Genomic DNA, 26182 nt, shown 5'->3' with positions numbered 1-26182 from the left:
GTATTGACTTGCACCCTCCGAATCCGGCTTATCTCACATTTAACTATTAAGGAGGTTTACCTTTATGAAAGCTTTAGTGTGGAATGCGGCGGAAACCATGGATTGGGAAGAACGCGAGCAGCCTGCGGCGCAAGCCGGCGAAGTGTTGATTCAGGTAGAGGCCGTCGGAATTTGCGGTTCGGAAATCGAAGGGTACTTGGGTCATAACAGCCTTCGCATCCCTCCCCTGGTGATGGGCCATGAATTTTGCGGACGGATAGTAGACGTAAACCCGAATGGCACTCACGGAAGCGGTTCGGATTTGCAGATCGGCCGGAAGGCGGTCGTCAATCCGCTCTTGTTTTGCGGCCATTGCGACCGCTGCCTCAAAGGACTGACGCAGCTATGCGACCGGCGGAAAATCATCGGCATCCACCGTCCGGGCGCCTTTGCCCAAACGGTCGCCGTTCCGCGCAGCGCCGTCATCCCCGTTCCGGAATCGATCAGCTCCTTCCGGGCGTCTTTGGCGGAGCCGCTCGCCTGCTCGCTGCGGGCAACGCGGCGTGCGCTGCTGCAGCATCCTCTCGCTAACGTCGTCGTATTCGGCGCAGGCGGAATCGGCCTGCTCTGCGCCATGACGGCACGAATTTTGGGCGCGGCGCGGGTTATGATCGTGGATACGAATGCCGAACGGCTGCGTATCGCTCAGCTTACGGGCGTGGACGCAACAGCCAATCCGAAGGAGCAGGCGGTGGAAGAGAAAGCGCGCATCGTCTTTGGCGCCAAAGGCGTAGACGTCGTCATCGACGCCGCCGGCTTTCAGCCGACGCGCGAGACGGCCGTCAATCTGCTCAATCCGGGCGGCACGCTAATGAATATCGGGCTCGGAATCGACGGCACCAATCTGCCGATTAACCATACGATCCGCAGCGAGATCGAAATTCTCGGATCGTTCTGCTATACGCGCCAAGACTTTCAGGATGCGGTCGACCTGCTTGTCGGCGGCCGCATCACGGAGCAAGGCTGGACGGAGATCCGTCCGTTGTCCGAAGGCGGGAACGCATTTGCCGATCTGGTGGGCGGCCGTGTTCATGTCGGCAAAATATTTTTACAGCCGTAAGGGGTGACTGCGATGAAAACCGTTAAAATCGGCATTATCGGGCTCGGCAGCTGGGGGGAAAGCCATCTGGAGGCATTCCGTTCCCTGCCCCAAGCCGAAGTGGCAGCGGTGTGCGACACGCGGGAGGATCGTTTAAACGAGCTGGCAGACAAATACGGCGTCCCCCATCGCTATACGCAGTACGAGAAGCTGCTGGAACGCACCGACCTTGATCTGGTCAGCGTCGTCACATTCGAGAAGCATCACCTTGCGCCTGTCCTGCTCGCCCTGCGCTCAGGCAAGCATGTGCTCGTCGAAAAACCGGTTTCCACGAACGTGCAGGAAGCGGAAGAAATGGCGCGCACGGCTGCGGAAAACAACCGATTTATTTTGCCCGGGCATTTGCTTCGGTTCGATCCGCGATACGCCTCGATTCATCAGTCCCTGCAAAAAGGCGAAATCGGCAGGCCGCTCAGCATCCATTCGAAGCGATCCCGTCAAAAATCGCTATATGCGACCTACCGCCGGACTCATACCGTATACGAACTCATGATTCACGATCTCGATCTTGCCATCTGGTATGCCGGAAGCCGGGTTCAAACGGTCAGAGCCTACGGGCTCGGCCAGTCTCCCGCGGAGGCGCCGGAAATTTTGTGGGCATGCCTCGAATTCGCGAACGGCGCAATGGCCGTCCTGCACAGCAATTGGATGACGCCGGACGAAGCGGGCATCGCCATCGCCGACTCCATAGAAGTAATCGGCGACAAGGGCACCGCCCATTTCGAAACGAGCCTGTCCGGCTTGCAAATTTGGAACGCTTCCGGCAGGCAGTCGCCGGATACGAACATTCATGCCAAGCTGCTCAATCAGACGGTAGGCTCGCTAAGGGAGCAGGTCATGTACATTTGCCGCTGCCTGGCCGAAGGTACCGTACCCGACCACCTGTCCTTCGAGGATGCCGTACACGGCGTTGCGGTGGCCGACGCGATCGTGCAGTCCTGCAGCACGGGGCGGGAAGTACGGTTGTAGAGGCACGGTTGAGCGGCGTCTAGGATAAGTGCCCTTTGCGGCGTCTTTGCAGCCAAACGTTTACAGGGAAATTGAACAACGAGCGGAGGATGTACGTTCCCAAGACTAACTGAAAAACTTCCTGTTAAAATGACTCAAATCCCCGTTCCGAGAGGCGCTAGATGGAAATGATCCCGCTAATTTCTGCAAGTCGGCTTTTTTTCAAACGATATGGCAAAAAAAGATGGAGTTTTTCCCGTTAGTCCTACACCTGCGAGAATATCGAAAAAATAACGGAAGTTTTTCCCGTTCACTTTCTTCCCCAGCTTTACATGAATCAATCAGCCCCGGAGGATATGTAATGCTCTCCAGGGTCCTAAAATCGAAAAACCTAGCGGAAGCTTCACCGCTAGGTTTTTGGTGCCACACGATTGTCATGTCAAGCGAACGCTCGTCCCTCCGCCTGCACACGTTAACAGCAATACTCGTCGTTCCGCATTTCCGCTCTTACTGCCTGCAATTAATGCGTGCCTTCGACGCTCAGCGTTTTGCCTTCCGCCTTCTTCGTCGAGGTCGAGCTTGCGATGCGCTCCTGCAGCTTGGCATAGTACAATTCCTCGTCGATCGGCAGGTCGACCCAGTTGTCCGTCCATGACGACAGATGCATGGCGTTCGACAGTGTCAGACCTTTGATCCCTTCCTCGCCCGGCGCCAGCAGCGGCGTGCCTTTCAGGATGTGATCAACGAAGTTCTGCGTAATTTTCTTATGCTGCGAATCGTTGTCGTCCTTAACCGGCACTTCGCATTTCCAGCATTCCGGAGAACCGAAGCCGCCCTTGAACGTGCTGTTGAATTCCGGCTCCGGAACACGCAGCCGCCAGAAGGTGAGCTTACCGTCTTCAATGACGATTTTGCCGCGGTCGCCCGTCACTTCAAATCGGTTCGTACCCGGCGCTTCGCCCGTCGTCGTAACGAACAAGCCGGTAGCGCCGTTCTCGTACTCTACATAAGCGGTCACGTCGTCTTCCACTTCGATGTTGCGGTATTTGCCGAATTGACAGAACGCTCTGACGCGCACCGGCATCATGCCGACCGTCCACTGCCACAGGTCAAGCTGATGGGGATCCTGGTTAAGCAGCACGCCGCCGCCCTCGCCGCCCCAAGTCGCGCGCCAGCCGCCGGAATCGTAATAGCTCTGCGAACGGTACCAGTTCGTAATGATCCAGTTGGTGCGGCGCACTTCGCCGAGCTCGCCGGACGCGATCAGCTCCCGCAGCTTCTGATACAAAGGATTCGTGCGCTGGTTGTACATGATGCCGAATTTGCGGTCCGTCTTCGCCCACGCTTCGTTCATCTCGCGAACCTGCTTCGTGTATACGCCCGCCGGCTTCTCGACGAGCACGTGCAGCCCGTGCTGGAACGCCTGAATGGCCGTTCCCGGATGATCGTAGTGCGGCGTTGCGATGAGCACGGCATCGATCGTTCCCGACGTCAGCAGCGCTTCTACGCTGTCGAACAGCTTGACCGAGTCGCCGAATTTCTGCTTCGCCCATTCCAGACGAGCCGGATTCAAGTCGCAAATGGCCGCAAGCTCGCCACCGCGAACTCCGCCTTCGTGCAAATAGCCGGCATGCGAGGAACCCATATTGCCGACGCCGACAATGCCAATACGTACTTTATCCATGTGTGCCTCCCGCATAATTGAGTGTCCTAAACCGTGTCCGATAGACGTCTCTATTATATCACCCAAAAATGTTCACGTGAACAAAAAAATATTCCATCGTCTCCAGAAGAGCGATAAGCCCGCTCGGGGCGGGCAATCTGGGTTGTATGACCCTGCCTGGAAGGGGGGGCATTCCACAAGGTCAGCTCTTTCTCGCAACACGCGCTTCTCCCTGAGCCAGTTGGCGCTTCGTGACGGCGGTCAAACCCTATGCGGGCGTTCCCGGCTCAGCTCTCTTCAGCGTCAGTACCGTAATTTCCGGGCGGCAAAGAAACCGCAGCGGGATGAGCGACGTTCCGAGTCCCCGGTTCGTATACAGCTGCATCGCACCGCCGTTCAGCTTATACAGGCCGGCTATGTAAGTCTTCGCGCCCTCCGGCGTAAACAGGGCTCCCGCGAACGGAAGCCGGATTTGCCCTCCATGGCTGTGCCCGGACAGCTGCAGATCTACGTTATACGGCATGGCAGTGTCGGCATAGTCCGGCGCGTGCGATAAAAGCAGCGTGAACCCGCGGTCGTTCGCTCCTTTTAAGGCGTCTTCCATACTTGGCAAGCCATAAATAAAATCGGAGACGCCGGCGATCCAGATCCGTTCGCCGTTCCGTTCAAGCACGCGATGCTGGTCCGAAAGCACCGTGAAGCCCGCCTCCTGCAGCTCCTTCGTCACGCCTCCGGAATCCACCTCATAATCGTGATTTCCGAGTACCGCCCACTTGCCGAGCGGGGCTGTCAATCGCTTAAGCAGAGGCGTACAGGCATTCGTCAGCTCCCCGTAACGGGCATCGAATAAATCTCCCGTGAAACAGATCATATCGGGCTTTAAAGATTCGATCCTGCCGGCTACGGCCTCCACATGCTCCGTTCCGAAATCGCGGCCGTGATGGACATCGCTGAACTGTACGATTCGCATGCCGTCGAAGGCAGCGGGCAGCCTCGGAAGCGATAAGGTCAGGCGGGTCACCTTGTACCAGAATCGTTCCGCGTACCTGGCATAAAGACCGGTAAGCACACCGGAGGCGAGCACGCCGCCCGAGATTTGCAGCCCCAGACGAAGAAACGACCTTCTGGTCATCGGTTTATCGTGTAACGTTTTTCGCGGCTCCATCCGGCTTCCTCCGTTCCGTTCGGCTGCCGTCAGCGGTCGGTATCCTCTTTCTCCCGCGCACACTTGGCTGCCTTCCTAATTCAAATGATTTATCGATGATAATAATTGCGTATTAAGGCGTCCATAACCCGGTTCGTCCGGATCGCGCTGACGCCTGTGCTCGGGCAAGTCCCTCTTCCGAGCAATTCGTCGACGACCGTCTGGATTAGCGGCTGTTGAATATGAAGCGGATTGGCGATCGTCCATTCCTCGTTTCCTTGCTCCGTCTCCAGTCGGATCGGCCCTTCCCCGAAGGTGGCAAACGTCAGCCTGCCCTTGGTACCGACAATTTCGTTGCTGTCCTCGCTGCCGTAAGCGCAATAGCACCAGTTTCCGATACCGTGAACGCCGGATTCGAACACATACGATCCGCTGACATGATCCTCCGCCGCATAAAGCCCCGCCCGATTGGACGCCCAGCCGCTAACATCGCGTACGGGCCCGAGCAGGAAATCGAGAAGATCGAGCGTATGGCTCGCCAGATCGATAAAATGCCCCCCGCCTCCCACTGCCGGATCGAGACGCCACATCTCCTCCGGACGCGTCAGCTCAGCCTCGGACGGCTTGCGCAGCTGAGACGTCCGCACGAAGCGGATATCGCCGATCGCGCCGGCTTCGAGCAGCTTTTTTACATGCAGGAACCTTGGAAGCGCCCGCCGGTAATAGGCGACGAACAACGGCACTCCGGCATCCCGGCAAGCCTGGATCATCGTTTCGCATTCCGCCGCGCTCATCGCCATAGGCTTCTCGACATATACGGGTTTGCCCGCCCGTGCGACCGCTTTCGCATATTCCATATGCGAGGACGGCGGCGTCGCCACATACACGGCGTCCACGCCCGCATCCGCGATCAGCTCTTCCGCCTTGTCGTACCACCTCGGCACGCCGTGTCTTCTTGCATAGTCCTCCGCAAGCTCCCCGTTTCTGCGCATGACGGCCGCCAGCTCCGAGCCTTCCGCCTTCTGCAGGGCGGGTCCGCTTTTGACCTCCGTTACGCTGCCGCAGCCAATGATTCCCCAACGAATTGTCGACATCCCGCTTCCTCCCGTCCATTAACCGCCTATCCAGGAAGCCGTTTCCAGCCGTTTCCCGTCTATTCATTATAGCGAAATTCGAATCCCAACAAAAATTTTAAGAAAAAATTCATAAAAAAACGAACATCATATTAAAAAATATCGTCTAGTATTAAGAAGGGATTAAAAATAAATACTGGTCCCAGGTCCAGGTCGGACAACCTACTTTCGGCCGTTTTGAAAATCATCCGATCGGCATAAGATTTTAGTAGAGATGTACGATGAACGAAAGATGATGAGGTGCTCATGAAATGACCATGACCAAGAAACATAAAGTACTCATACTTTCCGGAGATTTGGGCGACGGCCACAAACAGGCCGCCCGGGCGATACTCGAAACGTCGCAGCTATACCGTCCCGATGTGGAAGCGACAGTCGTCGACTTTATGCAATGGACTCACCCGCATCTGCATTCGTTAGGCCGGTACTGCTACATTCAATGGGTGAAAACATTTCCGTCCGTTTACGGTTATCTGTTCCAAAAGACGCGCGATGACAATTCGTTTTCCCACCTGTTCAAAAAAATAAAGCTGTTCGCCCTCGACCGGATGGTCCAGCTTCTCGAAGAAGTGCAGCCGACCGTAGTCGTCAGCACGTTCCCGTCCGCCGCCGCAGCCATGTCGGTTCTGAAAGAGCAAGGGCTTACCGACGTGCCGACCGTAACCGTCATTACGGACCACACCGATCACAGCTACTGGATTCATCCTTATACGGATCAATACCTTGTCGGTTCCGAGCACGTCCGCAGCGCTCTGATCGCCAGGCATGTGCCGGCGTCCCGCATTGCCGCCACCGGCATTCCGATTCGCCCGCAGTTCAGCCAGACATTCGACCGCGACGATCTCCGCAGCAAGCATGGACTGAAGCGCTCGCGCCCCGTCGTCCTTATCATGGGCGGTGGGCTCGGCATGATCAGCAAGACGTTCATCCGGCAGCTGCAGTCGGATCCGCGCTTGGAGCCTATGCAGTTCATCATCGTTTGCGGCCGAAACGACAAGCTGCGCGAGAAGCTGTCCGGCGAGCTGAAGGACGGAAGACACCGGTTTATGGTTACCGGCTTTGTCGATAACGTGCATGAGCTGATGGCGCTGTCCGATTTGATCATCACGAAACCGGGCGGACTGACGACCTCCGAGGCGATTGCCCTAGACCTGCCGATGCTGCTGTACAAGCCGCTTCCCGGCCAAGAACAGGACAACGCGGCCTTCCTCGTTTCGGCTGGGGTTGCCGTTCAGGCGTTCAATGAGCCCGATTTATTCGATAAATTGACAAGGGTCTTCCAAAATCCGCAGATCCTTACTACAATAAAGTCTAGGACCAAACAAATTCAGACAAAAACCGCCACCTTCCAGGCTCTTCGTACGATCGTCAAAACCAAGACGGTCGCTCCTGTGCCTCGCAGCGTGCGCCGGGCAGTCTATGCTGAAGCATAATTTGCTATTGCGGCTAAACGAAAGTAAGCGAATAATAAGAGGAGAAGGTCTTCGATTTGAGGCATTTCTCCAGCAAAAGCCGCATAGGAAATGGAATATGAGGACTTGGACAACTCGCCTCAATTATTCGGTCTGACGAGGAGGAGAGAAGGATCATGAGAGAGAAGCTGCTGTACGGGGGCTTGATCTTTCTGACTGTCTACATGATTACCCCTTGGGTATTGACGAGGGTTTTCGGTATAGGCGTGCTGCGCAAAGGCAAACGTCCCGGGCAAATTGCATTTACGTTCGACGACGGCCCGGATCCGGTTTATACTCCAAAGCTGCTTGAGATGCTGCGAAAGCACAATGTGAAAGCCACATTTTTCGTGCTCGGCTCGAAAGCGGAGTGTTATCCGGAGCTCATACGAAGCATTCATCAAGACGGTCATTTGATCGGCGTTCATAATTACACCCACAAATCCAATTGGCTGATGGCGCCATGGACCGTGTTCGACAAGCATGTCACCCGTTCCGCGGATATCGTTGAAGCGATAACCGGAGAACGTCCGATTTATTACCGGCCTCCGTGGGGGATCATAAACATATTCGATTTTTGGCTGAAGCGCCGCTATCGGATCGTGCTGTGGTCGCTTATGGGCCGGGACTGGAATCGCGATATCAGCAAAACGAAGCTGAGAAACAAGCTGCTCGACCGGATGAAGGACGGCTCCGTCGTCCTATTGCATGACAGCGGAGATACGTTCGGAGCGGACGCCGATGCTCCCTATTTCATGCTTCAGGCTCTTGACGACGTACTGGCGGAGGCGGCCAATCGGGGACTGTCCTGCGTTCGCATCGACGAAATGTTCGAGGAACGCGACAATAAATTCGCCACCCGGCGTTCCGTCGTCGCAGCGGAAACCGCTGCGGCTCTGAGTTCTTCCGGCACTCCGGCTGCATCGCCACAGACTGCCGCTGCCGCTCGGTCGTCCCGCAAGGTCTCGCCGTTAAGTACAGGCAAGCGCGCGCTTGTGTACGTGTGGATGCTGTGGGAACGCTGCTTTATCCGGCTTTTTCATATCGAGGTGATCGACCAGAGCAATCCTCTGCTCCGGCTGAGAGTGCGGGAATATTCCAGCAGCTACCCGATCCTTCTGGAGGACGGGGAAAGCATTCGGAAAGGCGACCGTATCGCCGAACTGCATCTCGATAACGATATGCTGTTCAAGCTGGGGCATGACTCGCGGACGTCCGTGCATTTGGCGATCCAAATCATACGCCGAGTAGAGCAGCTTATGCCGCAAATTTTGCATTTGCTCGAGACGGATCCGGCCTACCGGGATGTCAAAGGACTATACGGCATCAGCATGATTCACCGGGGGACCAAACAGCTCGGCTTCACCGTACAGGATTTGCCGAAGGGCTTGTTTACACGGCTCACCCAATGGTATTTGCGTATTCTGATGGCCGTCATTCACCCGCAAGGCAAAGAGCGGCTGAAGACCAAATCCGAGCTCCTCGTGCCCAAAATCATCGCCATCTCCAAAAAAGAACTCATGAGCCGTTATATCGCCTAGTATCCCTGCAAAAGCCAACGACCATGCAAGTCATAACAGCAAATCCAGGCAATTGCTCATCGATATGCCGCCTCGGATTCCCATAATCGCCTAAACAACCCCTTCGCGCCGGAATGCCGGATCAAAGGGGTTGTTTGTCTTGCTCATCGCGTAGTTGCCGTGTTGAAACGTTCCCTCTCCTCTGGTATCGTGGAGGAAATAACCGTTTAGGCGTATCGCAAACGCTTTAGGAGGCACCTCCGATGGAAAGAAAAAAAGCGCTCCTTTTCGGAGCAACCGGTTTAATCGGCCGGGAGCTCTTAACCATACTGCTGGACAGCCGGCACTACGATGCGGTAATCGCCGTGGTACGCAAGCCGCTAAAGCTGTCTCATCCCAAGCTCACCCAGCATGTCGTCGATTTTGCCAAGCTTGGCGATTTCGCCTCTGCTTTCCAAGCTGACGACGTGTTCTGCTGTTTGGGTACGACGATCCGCAAGGCCGGCTCCCAGGAAGCGTTCGCCAAGGTGGATGTCGAATATCCGCTGGCGATTGCGCGTTTGACCGAGCAAGCGGGCGCCCGCCATATGGCGGTCGTCTCCTCCATCGGCGCCAAGGCCGATTCCCGAACGTTCTATTTGCGCATGAAAGGACAAATGGAGGAAGGCGTCCGGCGGCTCGGTCCGCCGTCCGTCCACGCGTTCCGCCCCTCGTTCCTCCTAGGCGAGCGGGAGGAAGTACGCACAGGCGAGCAGATCGCTTCCGCCCTGTCCCGTATTTTTGCCTTCCTGCTGGCAGGCCCTCTGCGTAAATACAAACCGATTCCCGGGCGGACCGTAGCGCTTGCCATGCATAACGCAGCCCAGCGGCCGGCACAACTAGGATTCGCAGCCTTCGAATCCGATGAGATCGGGAGCATCGCGTTGCAGCCGTCCTAATAAACAAGGATAAACGTATGCCGGCGTCTTATGACGCCATGCGTTTACCGGTGAAATATAAGCGCTTATCGTGTGAAACATATAATTTCTTATATTTGAACAAAGGCAAAGCTCTGACGCCAGAGCTTTGCCTTCTCCATTACTTCCGGTTATGATCGGCGTAAACGGCCATCGCGTCGCGCATGAATACGGCCAGCCCTTCGCCGAATTTATCGATATTTTGAGTAAACCGCGCATCGTCGACGTACATTTGGCCTAGTCCCTTGAACGCATCGAGCGGAAATTGCCCCATCGTGTTCAGAAAGTCATACCACTCCTTAATCGCGGCTTGCGCCTCTTCCGATTCGGGCGATCCGTTGCGAAGATCGGCAAGCTTAAAGTAGATCGCGTTCATGGCGCTGCCCATCGCCTCCTGCTCGGTTTTGGACATGCTGCCGATTTTGGCGTTCGACCGGTCTACGGCTTGATCCCCCCAGCGTTCGCGCGCTTCCTTCTCATAAGGATTGCGGCTAAAATCAAAGCCCTCGAATTTTTCTTTGTTCGTCATTTGAATTTCTCCTTTCGTATGCTGAATCGTCTTTTCGATCATCGCGATCATGTTGTCGAGTCCCTTGCGTTTCTCCAGCAGCATGTTCCGGTGCAGCTCCAGCGCCTCCCGGCGATCGAACGAAGGACTGCCGATAATTTCTTTGATCTGCATTAGCGGAAAGCCCAGTTCCCTAAAAAACAATATTTGCTGAAGCGTCGCAAGATTGTCGTCCGAATACAAGCGATAGCCGGCTTCCGTCGTTTCCTCCGGGATCAGCAGCCCGATCTCATCGTAATGATGCAGGGTGCGTACGCTTATGCCGGCCAAGTCCGCCACTTCTTTCACTTTCATCGCAATCGTTCTGACCTCCTTTCTATCCTCACTTTAAAGTATCACGTAACGTGAGAGTCAACACCCGTATTCAAAAAAAAAAGAGCCTTTGCATACCAGGCCCCCCAAGTTCGATCGATATGGAAAAATAGCGTGTTAAGCCGTCATGGCGCTTTTCGTATGTCCGAGGAGGAGCCGCTACCGCTCCTGCTTCATCCATTCGAGGATTGCGGCGGCCGTATCCTGCCTGTCCAACGCGACGTAAGCCGAATGCTCATACTCGAGCGTCAGCACGGGAATCGGAAATCCGCCGATGTCCACGATGTGCTTATGCGCCTCCAAGCGCGTCGGGGCTCCCCAGACCGTCTCGCCGGGAAGTCTTTTCTGCACGTCGCCCATGATTTCAACCGTTACGCCGTCAATAAGCAACGCGCCGAAATGCGATCGGATTCGCTCCGCTTCGCAAAGCCGCACGTTCTTGACGACATAGTCCCGGAACCTGCTCTCGATCTCGTAAGCGCCCTTGGCATCCGTCTGAATGTCGATATCGCCGACAGCCACCGGCATGCCTTGCAGTGCAAAGCCGAGGCTTCCCGTAACCGCCCAGTTTATTTTTCCGTCGCTCAATTCCACGCAAAGATGCTCCAGCACCTGCAAATGACTATCGTTGATCACCTAAATCCCTCCTGCCGTTCCAAACGTCCCTATATATCCAAGTATGAGAATGTTACCCCAAACGTAAACGTTTTTCAACATGCTCTTGCTCCAAAAAAAAGAGACCTCCCGGTAATAGGGACGTCTGCTATTCCGGTAACGGCTGAAAAGAACGATTGAAACGATTCGTTAACTCAAATCCGGTACGGCCTGCGAACTGAGAACGGCTTGCCGTACCGGTAGCGTAACCGTCGCCGTGGTCCCCTCTCCCTCTCTGCTTTCGATCCGCAGCTCGCCTTTGTGGTGCTCGACGATTTTGTAGCTGACCATGAGACCTAGACCCGTTCCTTTTTCCTTGGTCGTGTAGAAAGGCTCGCCCAGCTTGCCGATCCGCTCGTAAGGGATGCCGACGCCTCGATCGATTACCTGCACCGTCACCGAACGGTCGCCGTCCGCCGTCATTTCGATGCGCAAGACGCCCCCCTCCGGCATGGCGTCAATCGCATTTTTCAATAAATTGATATAGACCTGCTTAATTTGATTCTCATCGCAAAAGAGCGGAGGGAGGTCCGTTTCGTACTCGGAGACGATCCGCACGTTATGGAAGGCAGCTTGGGGCTCCAGCAGGGAAACGACGCTTCTCAGCATCGCCGCATTATCCTTCCATTCGAAGCGCACGGCTTGCGGCTTAGCCACGAGCACGAATTCGCTGACGATCGCGTTAATGCGCTCCAGCTCGGCAAGCATGATCTCGAAATAAGACAGAAAGTCATGGCTCCGGCTGCGGAGCAGCTGCATGAAGCCTTTCAGCGCGGTTAGCGGATTGCGGATTTCGTGCGCGACGCCAGCCGCAAGCTGGCCCACGATCGACAGCTTCTCCGAACGCAGGAGCAGCTCCTCGGCTTCCTTCCGTTCGGTTACGTCAAGCAGCGTACCGATCAATACCGTTTCCCCTTGGTAGACGGTAATCGTCCCCGAGAGCTCGACCTGGGCGAGGTTGCCGTCCTTTCTGAATACCCGAAACCCGTATTGCAGAGCCGAGCTTTCTCCCGAAAGCCTTCGCTGCATATTCACCGCCACCAATTCCCGGTCATCCGGATGGATGTCTTCCCAGATAGACGGCTTGGCAAGCACTTCTTCCCGCGAATAGCCGAATATTTCCGCAAAACGGGGATTCACGTAGAGGAATCTGTCGTTTCTAACCATATAAACGCCCACCAACGCTTTTTCCACCAGGTTGCGGTACATGGCTTCCGCCTCGATCGTCGCCTGCTCGGCTTGCTTCAATTTCGTAATATTACACGCCGTTATCAGCATCCCGCCTTCGTTTCCCGACAAAACGACGGATCTCGCTTCTATCACTCCCCAGCCGCCCTCCGCCTGCAGCACCCGGAACTGGCACCGTACGTCGCCGCCGTTCACAAACGCTTCCCGAAATTTATCTGTCACGGACGGCAAATCCAGCGGATGAATGAACCGGTATAACGCTTCTCCGACGACCCGCTCCTCCGATAAGCCGACCAAAGCGCAAATGGAAGGAGAAGCGTATCGAATCGTTTCATCCGGACCTATCAGCAAAATCAAATCCGACATATGTTCGGCGACCAGCCGATATTTCGCTTCGCTGTCCCTAATCGCCTGTTCTATCAATCGCTTATCGCCGACATCGCGTATAACCGCATAACAGACAAACGGAGCCTCCCGGTCGCGGCAAGCCGACGCCAAAGCGACGGCCGCTTCGACGCTGCTTCCGTCCTTGCGCTTCCCGGCGACCGTCACCTCGATTGGCGGCTCGCCGCCGTTCAACAGCCTGCCGAACGCGTCATCGAACGCTGAACGGCACGTTTCCGCGATAATCGGGAACGGCATCCCTACCGTCTCCCGGGACGACCAGCCGAACAACCGCTCAAAAGCGGCATTCACATGCAGCACGTCTCCCCTCGCATCCAGCAAGGCGAACGCATCCGGCCCATGCTCAAGCAGCTTGAACAGCGCCTGAGCGGAGTCCTCGAATCGCCTCTCCGAACCGGCCCCGGCGTTTCCGGAGGAACGCTTTGCGCTTCCGTCTTGTAAAGGTTCCGGCGTTGCACCGGGTAAGTTCGAATTGCTGTTCTCGGGAGACAATAAGTTCACCTGCCCTGTCATAATCATTTCTTTCACTTCTTTTACTGCACCGTTTGCAAAGTCACGACATGATAAAAAAAGCGATTGCTTATCAAATATCCGGTTTCCAGGTAGCCTTCTACGTAGACGTAGTCGTGGATGCGAATGTTGCGGTCTACCGAATCGACGAAGAACATGGCCTTGTCCTCGTTTCCGATCAAATACCCGATCCCTTCACGAAGGGCAACTTTCTCCTTCACCGTTCCCTTGCTCGTTCGAGCGATATGGGAAATTTTCCATTCGCGGCCGATTCGTTCCGCCATATACTTGACGCGGTTCTCTTCGCCATGCTGAAACTTGCGGGTTACGCCGACCAGGACCCTGTTCTCTTGAAGCTTGACCACTTCATCCACCATGCAGCTCACAAAGGCGGCCCTTGCAGCGCTCGCCTCCCGCAGCGCCTTCTTCATCTCGGTTACCGGTATTTCGCGAAGCGGCCCTTGAGTCGTTGCATAGTACACCTCTTTAATAAACACCGGCGTTACGTAACGGGCATAATCATTGATGCTGTTAACATGTTTCAAGTAGCTCGTAACGGTACCGGTCACTGCCGGGCTGATTTGCTCCAAATCCCCTAAGCAAACGCTTTCAATTATCTTCACCGGATACCTCCGCCGCACCGCATGCATAAGCCTGCGTATCAAATAAGCTGCATATCGGATGGCCACGTAGATGAAAATGCTTATGACGATAAAACCGGCGATTCTTTCTGTCACGATATTCCCCCTTAAAGCGGCAATAAGAATGCAATGTTTCCTCATGATTATCGTACCATAAATACCCATTTACCACATCCGAAATATTTCCTACAGAAGCTCTTCCTATATACGGAAATCAACGCAAAAAGCCCATTTATTCCGGCGCTTTCTGCGCTGCTCAGAATAAACGGGCTTCCTCGGTTATCCATTAAGATCAAGCGAAAGTGCCGCTCACATCGAGCGTTTGTCCGCCCGCTTCTTTCTTCGCACGACTCGTCTTGATTTTGTCCTGCAAATGTTCCATATACAAGTCTTCGTCTATCGGCAAATCGACCCAATTGTCGGTCCAGGTGGATAGATGCATCGCGTTGGAGAGCGTCAGTCCTTTGATGCCTTCCTCGCCCGGCGCCAGCAGCGGCGTGCCCTTCGCAATCGCATCCACGAAATTTTGCGTAACGAGAATATGGCCGTCCTTGCTCGGCTCACCGACCGGCACTTCCATCTTCCAGCACTCGGGATTTCCGAAACCGCCCGTCCATGTCCGGTTGAATTCTGTCTCGGGAACACGCAGCCGCCAAAATGTCAGCTTGCCGTCCTCGATGACGATTTTGCCTCGGTCGCCGGTAATTTCGAAACGGTTCGTACCCGGGTATTCTCCCGTCGTCGTAACGAACAGACCCGTCGCGCCGTTTGCGTACTCGACATAAGCGGTGACGTCGTCCTCGACCTCGATGCTGCGGTATTTGCCGAAGTTGCAAAATGCACGTACGCGAACCGGCATCATATCGATCGTCCACTGCCACAGATCGAGCTGATGAGGCACCTGGTTGATCAGCACGCCGCCGCCTTCGCCGGCCCATGTTGCTCGCCAGCTGCCCGAATCGTAGTAACTCTGCGTCCGGTACCAGTTTGTTACGATCCAGTTCGTGCGGCGAATGACGCCTAGCTCGCCGGACTGCACGAGATCGCGAAGCTTCTGATACAGCGGCAGCGCGCGCTGATTGTACATAATGCCGAACACTTTGCCGGACTCCGCCGCCGCCTCGTTCATCTCGCGAACCTGCTTCGTATAGACGCCGGCAGGCTTCTCCGTAAGCACATGCAGGCCGCGCTTGAACGCTTCGATGGCGATGCGCGGATGATCGTAGTGCGGCGTCGATATGATGACCGCGTCAACCGCCCCCGAGTCGAGCAGCTCTTCCACGCTGCCGAACAGCCGGATTTCGCTGCCGCCGAACTCGCCGCGAGCCCATTCCAGACGCTCGGGATTCATTTCGCAGGCTGCTGCCAGCTCGGCGCCCCGTACGTCCCCTCGCCGCAAATAATTCGCCGTCATCGTCCCCATATTGCCGAGTCCGATTACTCCCAATCTCACGTTACTCATCGTGTATCTCCTCCGTTTAATGAACGGCATCGTTGCAGGTAAGCCGCTTGCCGGTACGGTAAATTCAAGCTTCCCCCCTGCTCGCCGATCACTGATGGTTAACCGCGCGGCAACCTGTCCGCAAGCTTGTTTATGTTATCGAACGACAGCTGCAGGCTGTCCATCGGATTGCCCGGGCATCTGTCCTGCTCGACGGCGTACCATTCGACGCCGTTCGCTTCGCCCCACTGCAGGATCGGCATGAAATCGATGCTGCCCGTGCCGATTTCGGCCGTTTCTTCCTCGCCGATCGACATATCCTTCAGATGGATGATCGGCATCCGGTTCCCATAAGGGCGAATGAACTCGAGCGGATCCTTGCCGCCCTTCTTGACCCAGTACGTATCGATTTCCGCGAGAATGAGATTGTCGGCAGACGGCTCGAGCAAATATTCGAGCGCCGTCTTGCCTTCCACCTCGGTAGCGAACTCGAATGCGTGATGGTGGTACGAGAAGCGGAAGCCTTGAGCCGCGATCCGCCGGGCAATGCCGTTAAGCTCGGCGCGCATCTTCCGGTAGCCGTCCGGGTTCTGGAAGTCTTTCGGCATATACGGGCAGATGATGTCGCGGGTGCCGAACATCCGCGCCTCGTTCATGACCGTATCGAGCTCGTTCTGCAGCCGTTCGAGCAGCACGTGGAAGCCGGCGGTTTGCAGCCCGGTTTCCTTAAGCGCCGCTGCGATCTCCTCGGCCGGCCAGCCCCGCAGGCCGGAAACTTGAACGGCCGGCCAGCCCATTTGCTTCAAGTCGCGCAGCACGCCGGGGAAGTCCTTCTCGGTTTCTTGGTGCACGGTCATGAGCTGTGCGGCGAATTTGTGTTTCATGCGTTCTCTCTCCCTTTTATTCAAGTAGGGCAAACTCCTTTTCCGCACCGTCGATAACGGATGAAGCTACAGATCGCTATAACGGCTTCCAGCCTTCGTTGACCTCGCGTTCCATGAATGCTGCTTAAGGTAGAACGCGAGGTCAAAGGCGGCCCGTAAACTTTCCACCCGTTATAACATCTTCCGCTTTTGCGTTTTCTCCATCGAAACATGTATGCCGCTATTAAATACTAGCGTTCGTTCACTTCTTCAAGAGCAGCTCGATGACCCGACGGCTGTCATCGGACGATATGACGATATCGGATAAGACGGTATCCGGAAAGCAAGGCGAGGCCCGTTCGTCCGAATTAGAAGACGTTAAAGGCTGCTATTCGCCTCCAGAATCCCTTTCGGCTAAATTTAGAGGACGATAAAGACTTCTAATCAGGGGAAATCCGGCTGTATTCATCAATAAACGCCGATTAGAAGACCATAAAGACTTCTATTTTCCCTTATACTCGCGTTTTCGATGAATTAGCAGTCCCTAGAGACTGCTAAGCCTCCACGCCGTCTCGATATGCAGCCCACCGCTCGCCACAAAACCGTCAACTAGCCGATCAGCCAACTATCCCAAGAACCGGTTACTCTCCAATGCCGTCTCGATATGCAGCCCACCGCTCGCCACAAAACCGTCAGTTGGCCGATCAGCCGCCTACAGCCCTTGAATGGTCGTCCCCTACACCTTACTTCTAAGCAGCCCGCCTCCTTGGCACGATGCCGTCGATCGTTAGCCGGGCCGGCTGCCGGGTCCCCAGCTGAGCTTACTTCTTCAAGAACAGCTCGATGACCGGCACGGCCACCCCGGGCCGCTGGATCGGCAGCGAGAGCGTCAGGCGGCCCGGCTCCGGACGTTCGGAGTCGAGTGACGCCTGCGTATGGACAGGCGCTTCGGTCATGCGCACCTCGGACGCGTCGTGCAAAAACTGCGCGTACGCCACTTTGCCCTGCAGACCGTCCAAGTGAATGTGCTTAAACGGCCACTCGAACAAATGCAGATACAACCGGCTGCCGTTCTGCGTATACCGGCACCCGTTCGGCGCCCGGAAGCCGCTAGGCCCCGCGCCGTAAACGGACCGTCCGTGCACCCTCGTCCAGCCGCCGATCCCGCACAGGCTGTCGAGCGATCGCGAATCGAGCTCGCCGCGCGCGTTCGGGCCTACGTTCAGCAGCAGGTTGCCGCCCTTGCTCACGGTGTCGACCAGCATCTCCACCAGCATCGGAACCGGCTTCCAGTCGAGGTTGTCGCGGTCATAGCCCCAGCTGCCGTTAAGCGTCTGGCACGCTTCCCACACGACGAGCTTGCCGTCCTTCACGAGTGCCTTATCCGGCTGATACTGCTCCGGCGTAATGACGCCCCTGTCCAGCTCCAGCCGGTCGTTCAGCAAAATATTCGGCTGCAGCTCGAGGATCATCCGCTCCAGCTCCTCCGAGCCCCAATCGTCCTTCCCTTTGCCGCTCGCCCAATCCCACTTCATGTAGGTGTACGAGAAATCGAACCACAGGTAGTCGATCGTGCCGTACTCCGTCAGCAGCTCGCGCACCTGGCCGAGCATGTACGCACGATAGCGGGCGATATCGCGGGCGCCGTTCGCTTCCCGCGCCGCCTTGTCATCACGCAGCGGATGCAGCCCGTCGACCGGGAAGTCCGGGTGGTGCCAATCGATCAGCGAATAATATAAACCGACCTTCAGCCCCTCGGCGCGGAAGGCATCGACAAACAACCGCAGCGCGTCTTGGCCGTAGGCCGTATGCGTAACGGTATAGTCCGTCAGCTTGCTGTCCCACAAGCAGAAGCCTTCGTGATGCTTCGCCGTCAGCACGACATATTTCATCCCCGCCTCCCGAGCGCTGCGCGCCCAAACAGCCGGGTCATACAAATCCGGATCGAAATGGTCGAAATATTTCCGGTATGTGTCCGGATGAATCGACTCGCGGTTCATGACCCATTCGTGCCGGGCGGCGGAAGAGTACAGCCCCCAGTGAATGAACATGCCGAGCCGGTCCTGCACGAACCAAGACGGATCGCCGTAAAACGAAGGCCAGTTATATGCGGTCATCTTACTCGTTTCCTCCTCTACTCCTTCAACGCCTACCAGTATAGCTTCCAGTCACGGGTCGCCCTGACGAGCGCCTCGAAATAATAGTAGTCGCCCCAAATGCAGCATTCGTCCACGCCGTTGCCAAGCGGCTTGCCGTAAACGCCGTGCAGCAAAACGCCGTTCGAATCCGGCCGTTCTGCGGACGTATACGAATCGGCGAGCGATTTCAACATCTTCAGCGCCGCTTGCTCATAGACGGCTCTGGTCTCATCCGTCGGAGGCAAATGCTTGGCCAACTCCATAAGTCCGCATACGGCAATCGCCGCGGCAGAGCTGTCGCGCTCCTCCGGGCCGTCCGTGAAGACAAGGTCCCAATAGCAGACGAAGTCCTCGGGGAGCCGGTTCAGAAAATAGTGCGAAACTCTCTTCGTAAGCTCCAGCATTTCCGGATTGCCGGTATACACATAAGTAAGCGGGAAGCCGTAAATCGCCCACGCCTGTCCGCGCGACCAACAGGAATCGTCGGAATACCCTTGAGATGTCTTGCCGTACTTCGGCTCTCCGGTTTCCACGTCCATATAGAACGTATGGTAGCTGGACGCGTTGTCGCGGATCAGATACGCGGCGGCCTGCTTCGCATGCGAAACGGCAGCGTCATAATAAGCAGGATTGCCAGTCATCTCGGCCGCCCAATAGAGCAGCGGCAGGTTCATGCAGCAGTCGATGATCATTCGGCCGCGCTGCTCCGGATTGCTCAGATTGCCCCACGCTTGAATGATGCCGGCTTTATCGTAATAGCGGGTCATCAGCAAATCCGCCGCCAACAGCGCCGTCCGCTTCGCTTCCTCGTTGCCGGTAAGCCGGTATGCGGCCACGCAGGAAAGCGTGTATAGAAACCCGAGGTCATGCGTTTCCGTCCCGATGCGCTCTTCCGCGCGCTTCTTGAACGTATCCAGTTGGATTTCCGCAACTCTCCGGTATTTGTCGTCTCCCGTCACCTCGTAAGCGAGCCACAGCATTCCGGTCCAGAATGCGGGCGTCCATTCCTCGTTGTCCGTCGCCTCGTACACGAGATTCGTGCTCGCCGGCGCCGGAAACGTATCGACGAACGTCTCCAAATTTTGATCGATTTTGCGAAGCACGAACGCAATCGCCTGCTCGCACTCCGCTTTCGTCATGCCCAAACCTCCGGTAAACCGTTCCGGATACCGAATGCCCTCATCTGCCACTCGATTCATACCGTCTTCCCTCCTGCACGAAGTCAACCGCCGTTCATAACGGACCTTCAGGAGCATATCCCCGCTGAAAGCTCCGTAAACGGAAAGCCGGACATGGACGTTGGTCCACCTCCGGCTCTTCCCTTCCTACATGAACGCTGCAAGCTTATTTCGTTATTTCTTCTTGTTCGCGTTATATTGATCCATGTATTCCTTCAAAATGGTAGCACCGATCCCTTTGCCCCACGCATCGACCTCGGCTTGAACCGCGCTCCATTCGCCTTTGCCCATGACATAGTTGACGGTAGCATCAGTGATCTTCTTCGTGTTGTCCGGGTTTTTGCCGTTCGTTTCCGACAGGTACATCAGGAACGGATTCGCTACGCCGACTTTGTCGAACGCGTCGAGTACGTCTTTTTGCGCCTTTTGAATTTCCGGCTTTTGCGAATCGACGTAGTAGTATTTCGTGTAGTCGTTTTGCAAAATAAGCAGGTTCGGCTTCTCTTTGTCGTACAGCTTCTTCTGTTCGTCAGTGCGCTCCGCCACGTTCAGCTCTTTGTTGTAGTTGCTGTAGTGAACGCCCTGCACGCCTGCTTTGCCGAGAATCGTTGCGTCTTCGGTTGCGCTCCAGTCGAGGAACTCGACGATTTTCTTCGCTTTGTCCTTCGATACGTTGGATGGGATTACCCAAATGCCGAAATAGCCTTCGATCATTTGCACGCCAGTTTTGCCTGTCGGTCCTGTTAGCGACGGGATGCCGACGACTTCGGCTTTCGGATCGGCTTTGCGTATGGTAGCCAGCTTGTTCTCGTTGAGCAAGCCGACGTTGTTAACCCATGCGCCCGCTACGCCGGACAGGAATTTATCTTGCACTTGGCCGCTTTTGAGCACCGGCGCGTCTTTGTCGATCAAGCCGCCCGTGTACGCCATTTTGATCCAGTCGAGATACGCTTTATATTCCGGCTGTTGGAAATAAGCAGAAGCTTTATCTCCATCCACCTTGTACGTGTAAGGCAAGCCGAAGCCGAAGCCGATCGGGTTAAGCGATCCGTACCAAGGCGAGGTGAAAGGACCTGCGACGAGCGGAATCGTTTTGCCGCCGCCTGCCGGATCTTTCTCTTTGAACACCTTCAAGGCGTTCGTGAATTCGTCGATCGTTTTGGGAACCGCGAGGCCGTACTTGTCCAGCCAGTCCTTGCGGATAAAGAAGTTTGCGTTGCCGCCGCCGTGAATGGCGCGAGGTCTCGGAACGCCGAACACCTTGCTGTCCACCGTCGTGTTGTCCCACGTATACTGCGGGATGCGCTGCAGGTTTTTGGAGTCCTTCACAAGCGCGGAAATGTCATGGAACGCGCCTTGTTTAACGAGCTTAACGAATTTGTCGTCTTTGCCGTCCGTCATCAAAATCATATCGTACTGGCTGCCCGCCGCGATCGCAATGTTCACTTTATCCGTATAAACGTCGCCAGGCACGAATTCGACCTGGAGCTTCACGTTGGCGCGCTTCTCGATTTCTTTTAGCGCCTGGTTGTTCTCCAGCACCGGCGGCTCGCCGCTCGACAGGATCGCAAGCGCCTTGATCGTCGTCGGCTCAGCCGGCTTCGCGCTTTCCGTAGAGGTTTTGCCGCCCTCGCCCGTTTTCGCTTCTTCCTTCGATGCGCAGCCGACCAAGCCGCTTACCGCGAGTGTCGTTGCAAGTGCCGCAGAGACCCATTTTTTCGTTTTCATCTGAATAACTCCCCTCATCGGATACATTTAGGATTTCAACTTTCCCATTCCGTCAAGCTATTGGAGCGAAAACCGGCCTATTCCTTGATCGACCCGAGCATCGCCCCCTTCGCAAAATGCTTTTGCAGAAACGGGTACACGATCACGATCGGCAGCATCGCCACGATGATCGCGGCCATTTTGACATTGTCGCCCACCTTGCTGACCATTTCGAAGTCGAGATTGCTTTCCGCCCCGATCTTCGTGTCGCCGACGACAACCATAAGCCGCAGCAGCACTTGAATCGGCCACTTGGCGTTATCGCTCAAATAAATGATCGCGCCGAAAAACTCGTTCCAGTGCGACACCATAAAAAACAGCGAGAACGTCGCGATAATCGGCATCGACAGCGGAATGACAACGGAAACCAATATGCGAACTTCGCCGGCCCCGTCGATACGAGCCGCCTCGTCGAGGCTTTCCGGCAAATTCTGAAAGAACGTTTTCATGACGAGAATCGTAAATGCATTCGTCGCCGCGGGCAATATAAGCGCCCAATACGTGTTGAGCAGCCCCAGCCATTTAATCAGCAAATATTTCGGAATCATGCCGCCGCTGAATACCATCGTAAACAGCATCATGAGAAGAATCAACTTTCGTCCCGGCAGCGTCTTTTTGGAAAGCGCATACGCGAGCGTGATCGAAACGATGATATTGAATACCGTGCCTACGGCCGTAATGTAAATGCTGTTGCCGATGCTTTTGACGAACCGGTCGGTGGAAAATAAATACTGGTATGCCTCCAGCAGAAATTCCTTCGGAATCAGGTAAAACCTGCCGCCCAGCGACTCGCTGACCGGGCTGAGCGATACCGCCAGCATATACCAGAACGGGATGATGACGACCAGCGTGAGCGCCAGCAGAAACAAACCGTTGATACTATCGAATAAAGAAAAGCGCCGCAGTCTCATACTGTCACCCCCTAGAAAATACCGTCTTCTTTAAATAGCTTGGCCATATAGTTCGCGATCATGATCAGGATTAGGCCGACCACCGAGTTGAACAGTCCCACCGCTACGCTGAAGCTGAACTCGAAGCGCTGCAGACCGACTTTGTATACGTAAAGGTCGAAGACGTTCGAAACGCTTTCGTTGAACGTGTTCCACATGAGAAACACCTGCTGGAAGTTCGAATCCAGAATCGAGCCGAGCCGTAAAATAAGCAGAACGATGATCGTGCTCCGGATGCCCGGCAGCGTGATATTCACGATGTTGTGCCAGCGGTTCGCGCCGTCGACCTTAGCGGCCTCGTAAAGCTCGGGATTGATACCGGCCAGCGCCGCCATGAAAATGATCGTTCCCCAGCCCGCGTCCTTCCAAATTTGCTGGAATACCATCATCGGACGGAACCAGTCGTTGCTCATCAGGAACGGTACGTTTTTGCCGTCGAACCACGTTTCGAAATAATGGTTAAGAACGCCGGAAGGCCCGAAGAAGATGAACGTAATGCCGACGATAATGACCCACGATACGAAATGGGGCAAGTATACGACCGTTTGCACGAACCGCTTGACGAGCGTCGACCGCACCTCATTCAGAAGCAGCGAGAGCAGAATCGTGAACGGGAAGTAGAAGAACAGATTGTAGAAGCTGAGCAAAAGCGTATTTTTCAATAACTCGAAAAAGGCGGGATCCTTGAAAAATCGGATAAAATGGTCGAAGCCGACCCACTCGCTGTGGAAAACCCCTTTGTACGGACTGTACTCCTGAAACGCGAGCAGCACGCCCCACATGGGTACATAATGAAAAAGAAGAAAATAAATGATGCCCGGAGCAGCCAGCAAGTAAAACCACAGATGCTTTCGGAAGGACTGCTTCTTCAGCGATCCCGTACCCGATGCCGTCCGCTTGCCTAGCGACTGCTTATCTAACGATGTAACTGCCATGCAAACACCCCACTCCTATCTTGTTCCGGTAAGCCAGACTATACCCGCCGCGGCAGCCTCCGCACAACATCAAACTTTTGCACCGGGTGCACATTGTTTGCAGACGTGTGCACTGCCGTTTGTCCGGTATGCACTTTTTGGGGCGCGCAAAAAAGTGCACTCCGTTAAAAAAGTGCACCCGCCCGGAATATGCCCCGCACGCCGCGGGTTGTTCAAAGACGGAAACAAAAAATAGAGCCTCCCGCACGCGGAAGGCTCTTCTTGAGGGCAGCGCCGTTTCTTACGCCTGCGCTACCCGTTTTCTTTGTACATATCGCGGTATTGCGAGGGGGTGACACCCTCGTGCTTTTTGAATACGCGGTAATAGTAGGACGGCTGATAACCGACTTGAAAAGCGATGTCGTTCACTTTCTCGTTCGAGCGAAGCAGAAGCTCCTTGGATTTGTCGAGGCGAATCTTCGTCAAATAGTCGATGAAATTGACGCCCGTTACTTCCTTGAAGCCCGCGCTAAGCTTATAGATGCTGATGCCCAGACGATCGCAGTACGTCTCCAGCGATATATCTTTGGCGTATTCCTCCTGGAGCAGCGCGATAACCTGATCGACCGTCTCGGTCATAAGGCTGTCTTGCGTCTTGCGCATCGTCTCAACCTGTGCGTCCAAATAAACCGACAGCTTCTCCCGGAACCAGAACGTCATCTCGTCCGGCTCACGCAGCTCCCCGGCCTCCTCGTACAGATCGGCGCCCCGGTAAAGCGACTGCGGATTGAAGCCGGATAAAATAATGTGATGCAGCACGACGCCCAGCAGCTGATGAATGCCCTGGCGGACGACGAGCTCCGTCTCTCCGCTTGCCGACAGCTCCTCGACGAACCGGTCGACCGTTCGCAGCGCTTCTTCCCGTTCTCCTGCGCGGATACAGCGCACGAGCTCCTTCTCCGTCGCGAACGGATAAGGAATCGGCTGGGCGCTGACCGTCATTTCCTCGACGTCGAGCACCTGGTTGATTTCCTGCAAATTACGGTGGCGGAACGAACGGTTCGCCTCATCGTAAGCCTGTGGCAGGTCGGAAAGCCGCGGCGTCCGCCGCGAAAGGCCGATCATGACGTTCATTTTCAGAACCGCGGACAAGGTGTGAATCATATGCTCGCTGAACGACTGAAGCTGCTTCTTGGCTTCGCCGTCCGGCTGCCCGTCCGGAAGCAGCACGAGCACGCTGACCGACAAATCCTGCTCGTTGATGACCTCCGCCTGCGCGAACAAGCTGTCGGCCAGCTCTCCGATCACGTTTGCCGCGGCGAACGTGACAAGCTGCTCGTCTCCGTCGACGAAACGGTCCTGCAGCTTGGAGAATCCGAGCAGCCGGACGACGAGCAGCGCATAGGTTTGGCCTTCGACCTCCCAGCCGTACTGTTCCATCCGTTTCCGCAGATCGTCTTCGGTAAGATGGCTGAGGTGATCGTGAAGCAGCTGGAACAGAAACAGCTCGCGCAACGAATCGAGATGCTGCTCCAGCCGTTCGTGCAGATGCTTGCTCTGGCTGCTCAGAAACTGCCACTGCCGCTCGATGAACTCCAGCTCGTCCTTGGCGACGATCTCTGCCGTATCGGCCTTCTCCGCCCGGAACAGCTTTACGAGACGGACGATCGGCTGATACAGCTTGCGCGAAGCGAACCAGGACAGGAATATGGCGACTGCTACGCCTAGACAGCCGATAACGATCAGCGCGCGCGACATCGTAATGACGGGCTGCGTCAGCTTCGAGACCGGCGTTGCGGACATATACGTCCACCCGGTCGCTTGAATCGTCCCGTAGGAAGCGGCGTATTTCTCCCCCTGCCAATCCATGAAGAACGAGCCCGACTTGTCCTTTTCTTCGCTCAGCTTCTGCTTCAGCGCAAAATCGAAGCGATGCTTGTCAGGCTCCGCGCCGATGGCGGGATCTAGCCATTCTCCGTTATCTTTCAGCAGAAAGGCGGTACCCTTCAGCTCGTTGTCTGTTTGAATCAAAGCGTTGATCGCCGCCTCGTCGAAACGGGCCAGCAAATAGCCGTATGGAGACCGTTCGGGCAGCTTCTGCACTAGCGAGAGGTAGCCCGAGACGTATGCCCAATAGCGGTTTTTTTCGTTTTGCATAAGCGATGCGTAATAGACGATCTCATCCCGGGTTTCGAGAGGGACGATAACCCTCGAATTGAGGGGGGAAATGTACAATTCGGAGCCCGGAATGTAGAGCCGCACTTCCCGCAGCAAAGGACTCGAGCTGCCCATGACGAGCAATGACTGAGCCAAATCGTTGCGCAGCTCATAGCTCTTCTCGAACGTTTCGACCGTCATGCTGCCCAGCCTCGCCTTCAGCATCGGGTCGAACGTCCACATGGTGACCGTTTTCTCCAGCTGGGCCAGCTGATTGTTCAGCTTGTCCGCCGTATTTTGCAGCCGCACCTGATGCGTCCGGTTCACTTCCTGCTCGATCTGGCGGGTGCCGACATAATAGGTGGCAAAAGCGAGCAGCGCGGTAGGCAAGCTCGTAATAAGCAGAACGATCGCAAAGCTTTTGCGGTAAAAGCCGCTTTTGGCATTGTCGAACACGCCCAGCCGCAGCATGCCTCTCAGCTTTCTAATCATGTCGGCTCCCCTTCCGGTAACGCTTTCTTTTATATTGAAAGAACGGCTTTC

20 protein-coding genes are annotated in these 26182 nt (G+C 55.6%); 5 read left to right on the top strand and 15 right to left on the bottom strand.

All coding sequences use genetic code 11. The features are described 5' to 3' along the window. The first annotated feature begins 64 nt into the window (after positions 1-64). Together ACKGJP_RS02435 and ACKGJP_RS02430 are read left to right on the top strand one after the other, a co-directional pair. Positions 65-1099: a zinc-binding dehydrogenase gene (locus tag ACKGJP_RS02435; RefSeq protein WP_409344110.1), complete on the top strand. Its 1035-nt coding sequence runs from the start codon at positions 65-67 to the stop codon at positions 1097-1099. Positions 1100-1111: 12 nt separating this feature from the next. Beyond that, positions 1112-2107: a Gfo/Idh/MocA family protein gene (locus ACKGJP_RS02430; protein WP_409344109.1), complete on the top strand. Its 996-nt coding sequence runs from the start codon at positions 1112-1114 to the stop codon at positions 2105-2107. 499 nt (positions 2108-2606) lie between these two features. Here ACKGJP_RS02430 and ACKGJP_RS02425 read toward each other — a convergent pair whose 3' ends face one another. The 3 genes from ACKGJP_RS02425 to ACKGJP_RS02415 form a co-directional block, all read right to left on the bottom strand. After that, positions 2607-3770: a Gfo/Idh/MocA family protein gene (locus ACKGJP_RS02425; protein WP_409344108.1), complete on the bottom strand. Its 1164-nt coding sequence runs from the start codon at positions 3768-3770 to the stop codon at positions 2607-2609. Positions 3771-4017: 247 nt separating this feature from the next. Then, positions 4018-4914: a metallophosphoesterase gene (locus tag ACKGJP_RS02420; protein WP_409344107.1), complete on the bottom strand. Its 897-nt coding sequence runs from the start codon at positions 4912-4914 to the stop codon at positions 4018-4020. Between the two features lie 89 nt (positions 4915-5003). Further along, positions 5004-5987: a Gfo/Idh/MocA family protein gene (locus ACKGJP_RS02415; RefSeq protein ID WP_409344106.1), complete on the bottom strand. Its 984-nt coding sequence runs from the start codon at positions 5985-5987 to the stop codon at positions 5004-5006. Positions 5988-6277: 290 nt separating this feature from the next. On the opposite strand from ACKGJP_RS02415, the gene ACKGJP_RS02410 reads away from it, so the two are divergent. The 3 genes from ACKGJP_RS02410 to ACKGJP_RS02400 all read left to right on the top strand — a co-directional run bounded on the left by ACKGJP_RS02410 (position 6278) and on the right by ACKGJP_RS02400 (position 9935). Beyond that, the gene (locus tag ACKGJP_RS02410) at positions 6278-7459 is read left to right on the top strand and encodes an MGDG synthase family glycosyltransferase (RefSeq protein ID WP_409344105.1); all 1182 of its coding nucleotides are present in this window, start codon (positions 6278-6280) and stop codon (positions 7457-7459) included. 155 nt (positions 7460-7614) lie between these two features. Continuing rightward, positions 7615-9018, top strand: coding sequence for a polysaccharide deacetylase family protein (locus tag ACKGJP_RS02405; RefSeq protein WP_409344104.1), 1404 nt, complete (start codon positions 7615-7617; stop codon positions 9016-9018). A 242-nt stretch (positions 9019-9260) separates the two neighbouring features. Then, positions 9261-9935 carry an oxidoreductase gene (locus tag ACKGJP_RS02400; protein WP_409344103.1) on the top strand — a complete coding sequence of 225 codons (675 nt, stop codon included), beginning with the start codon at positions 9261-9263 and terminating at the stop codon, positions 9933-9935. A gap of 139 nt (positions 9936-10074) precedes the next feature. On the opposite strand, the gene ACKGJP_RS02395 is transcribed toward ACKGJP_RS02400, so the two are convergent. The 12 genes from ACKGJP_RS02395 to ACKGJP_RS02340 all read right to left on the bottom strand — a co-directional run bounded on the left by ACKGJP_RS02395 (position 10075) and on the right by ACKGJP_RS02340 (position 26131). Continuing rightward, entirely contained in the window at positions 10075-10821 is a 747-nt protein-coding gene (locus ACKGJP_RS02395) for a MerR family transcriptional regulator (RefSeq protein ID WP_409347051.1), read from the bottom strand. 171 nt (positions 10822-10992) lie between these two features. Next, complete coding sequence (locus tag ACKGJP_RS02390; RefSeq protein WP_409344102.1) at positions 10993-11469, bottom strand: nucleotidyltransferase domain-containing protein; 477 nt, start codon at positions 11467-11469, stop codon at positions 10993-10995. Positions 11470-11637: 168 nt separating this feature from the next. Then, complete coding sequence (locus ACKGJP_RS02385; RefSeq protein ID WP_409344101.1) at positions 11638-13599, bottom strand: PAS domain S-box protein; 1962 nt, start codon at positions 13597-13599, stop codon at positions 11638-11640. A gap of 14 nt (positions 13600-13613) precedes the next feature. Continuing rightward, positions 13614-14327 carry a hypothetical protein gene (locus ACKGJP_RS02380; RefSeq protein WP_409344100.1) on the bottom strand — a complete coding sequence of 238 codons (714 nt, stop codon included), beginning with the start codon at positions 14325-14327 and terminating at the stop codon, positions 13614-13616. A 196-nt stretch (positions 14328-14523) separates the two neighbouring features. After that, on the bottom strand, positions 14524-15693 hold the full coding sequence (locus ACKGJP_RS02375; RefSeq protein WP_409344099.1) for a Gfo/Idh/MocA family protein: 1170 nt from the start codon (positions 15691-15693) through the stop codon (positions 14524-14526). Between the two features lie 98 nt (positions 15694-15791). Beyond that, the gene (locus ACKGJP_RS02370) at positions 15792-16556 is read right to left on the bottom strand and encodes a sugar phosphate isomerase/epimerase family protein (RefSeq protein WP_409344098.1); all 765 of its coding nucleotides are present in this window, start codon (positions 16554-16556) and stop codon (positions 15792-15794) included. An 800-nt stretch (positions 16557-17356) separates the two neighbouring features. Beyond that, positions 17357-18652: an alpha-L-fucosidase gene (locus tag ACKGJP_RS02365; protein WP_409344097.1), complete on the bottom strand. Its 1296-nt coding sequence runs from the start codon at positions 18650-18652 to the stop codon at positions 17357-17359. A 32-nt stretch (positions 18653-18684) separates the two neighbouring features. Continuing rightward, positions 18685-19872: a glycoside hydrolase family 88 protein gene (locus tag ACKGJP_RS02360; RefSeq protein WP_409344096.1), complete on the bottom strand. Its 1188-nt coding sequence runs from the start codon at positions 19870-19872 to the stop codon at positions 18685-18687. 153 nt (positions 19873-20025) lie between these two features. Beyond that, positions 20026-21579, bottom strand: a complete 1554-nt coding sequence (locus ACKGJP_RS02355) for a hypothetical protein (protein ID WP_409344095.1) — start codon at positions 21577-21579, stop codon at positions 20026-20028. 77 nt (positions 21580-21656) lie between these two features. Then, positions 21657-22529, bottom strand: a complete 873-nt coding sequence (locus tag ACKGJP_RS02350; protein WP_409344094.1) for a carbohydrate ABC transporter permease — start codon at positions 22527-22529, stop codon at positions 21657-21659. An 11-nt stretch (positions 22530-22540) separates the two neighbouring features. Beyond that, positions 22541-23503 (bottom strand): ABC transporter permease, encoded by a 963-nt coding sequence (locus ACKGJP_RS02345; RefSeq protein ID WP_409344093.1) that lies wholly within the window; start codon positions 23501-23503, stop codon positions 22541-22543. 291 nt (positions 23504-23794) lie between these two features. Further along, a complete protein-coding gene (locus tag ACKGJP_RS02340; RefSeq protein WP_409344092.1) occupies positions 23795-26131 on the bottom strand; it encodes a helix-turn-helix domain-containing protein in 2337 nt (778 codons plus the stop codon). Between the last annotated feature and the right edge of the window lie 51 nt (positions 26132-26182).

Source organism: Paenibacillus litoralis (genome assembly GCF_046244365.1).
GTDB lineage: Bacteria > Bacillota > Bacilli > Paenibacillales > NBRC-103111 > Paenibacillus_V.
Note: the sequence above shows the minus strand (reverse complement) of the source record. Positions and strands in the feature narration are given on the sequence as shown.

What these genes read in the sequence shown, in the direction of transcription:
- ACKGJP_RS02435 (WP_409344110.1), top strand. Translation starts at nt 65, where the DNA reads ATGAAAGCTTTAGTGTGGAATGCGGCGGAAACCATGGATTGGGAAGAA.
- ACKGJP_RS02430 (WP_409344109.1), top strand. Translation starts at nt 1,112, where the DNA reads ATGAAAACCGTTAAAATCGGCATTATCGGGCTCGGCAGCTGGGGGGAA.
- ACKGJP_RS02425 (WP_409344108.1), bottom strand. Translation starts at nt 3,770, where the DNA reads ATGGATAAAGTACGTATTGGCATTGTCGGCGTCGGCAATATGGGTTCC.
- ACKGJP_RS02420 (WP_409344107.1), bottom strand. Translation starts at nt 4,914, where the DNA reads ATGGAGCCGCGAAAAACGTTACACGATAAACCGATGACCAGAAGGTCG.
- ACKGJP_RS02415 (WP_409344106.1), bottom strand. Translation starts at nt 5,987, where the DNA reads ATGTCGACAATTCGTTGGGGAATCATTGGCTGCGGCAGCGTAACGGAG.
- ACKGJP_RS02410 (WP_409344105.1), top strand. Translation starts at nt 6,278, where the DNA reads ATGACCATGACCAAGAAACATAAAGTACTCATACTTTCCGGAGATTTG.
- ACKGJP_RS02405 (WP_409344104.1), top strand. Translation starts at nt 7,615, where the DNA reads ATGAGAGAGAAGCTGCTGTACGGGGGCTTGATCTTTCTGACTGTCTAC.
- ACKGJP_RS02400 (WP_409344103.1), top strand. Translation starts at nt 9,261, where the DNA reads ATGGAAAGAAAAAAAGCGCTCCTTTTCGGAGCAACCGGTTTAATCGGC.
- ACKGJP_RS02385 (WP_409344101.1), bottom strand. Translation starts at nt 13,599, where the DNA reads ATGATTATGACAGGGCAGGTGAACTTATTGTCTCCCGAGAACAGCAAT.
- ACKGJP_RS02375 (WP_409344099.1), bottom strand. Translation starts at nt 15,693, where the DNA reads ATGAGTAACGTGAGATTGGGAGTAATCGGACTCGGCAATATGGGGACG.
- ACKGJP_RS02370 (WP_409344098.1), bottom strand. Translation starts at nt 16,556, where the DNA reads ATGAAACACAAATTCGCCGCACAGCTCATGACCGTGCACCAAGAAACC.
- ACKGJP_RS02365 (WP_409344097.1), bottom strand. Translation starts at nt 18,652, where the DNA reads ATGACCGCATATAACTGGCCTTCGTTTTACGGCGATCCGTCTTGGTTC.
- ACKGJP_RS02360 (WP_409344096.1), bottom strand. Translation starts at nt 19,872, where the DNA reads ATGAATCGAGTGGCAGATGAGGGCATTCGGTATCCGGAACGGTTTACC.
- ACKGJP_RS02355 (WP_409344095.1), bottom strand. Translation starts at nt 21,579, where the DNA reads ATGAAAACGAAAAAATGGGTCTCTGCGGCACTTGCAACGACACTCGCG.
- ACKGJP_RS02350 (WP_409344094.1), bottom strand. Translation starts at nt 22,529, where the DNA reads ATGAGACTGCGGCGCTTTTCTTTATTCGATAGTATCAACGGTTTGTTT.
- ACKGJP_RS02345 (WP_409344093.1), bottom strand. Translation starts at nt 23,503, where the DNA reads ATGGCAGTTACATCGTTAGATAAGCAGTCGCTAGGCAAGCGGACGGCA.
- ACKGJP_RS02340 (WP_409344092.1), bottom strand. Translation starts at nt 26,131, where the DNA reads ATGATTAGAAAGCTGAGAGGCATGCTGCGGCTGGGCGTGTTCGACAAT.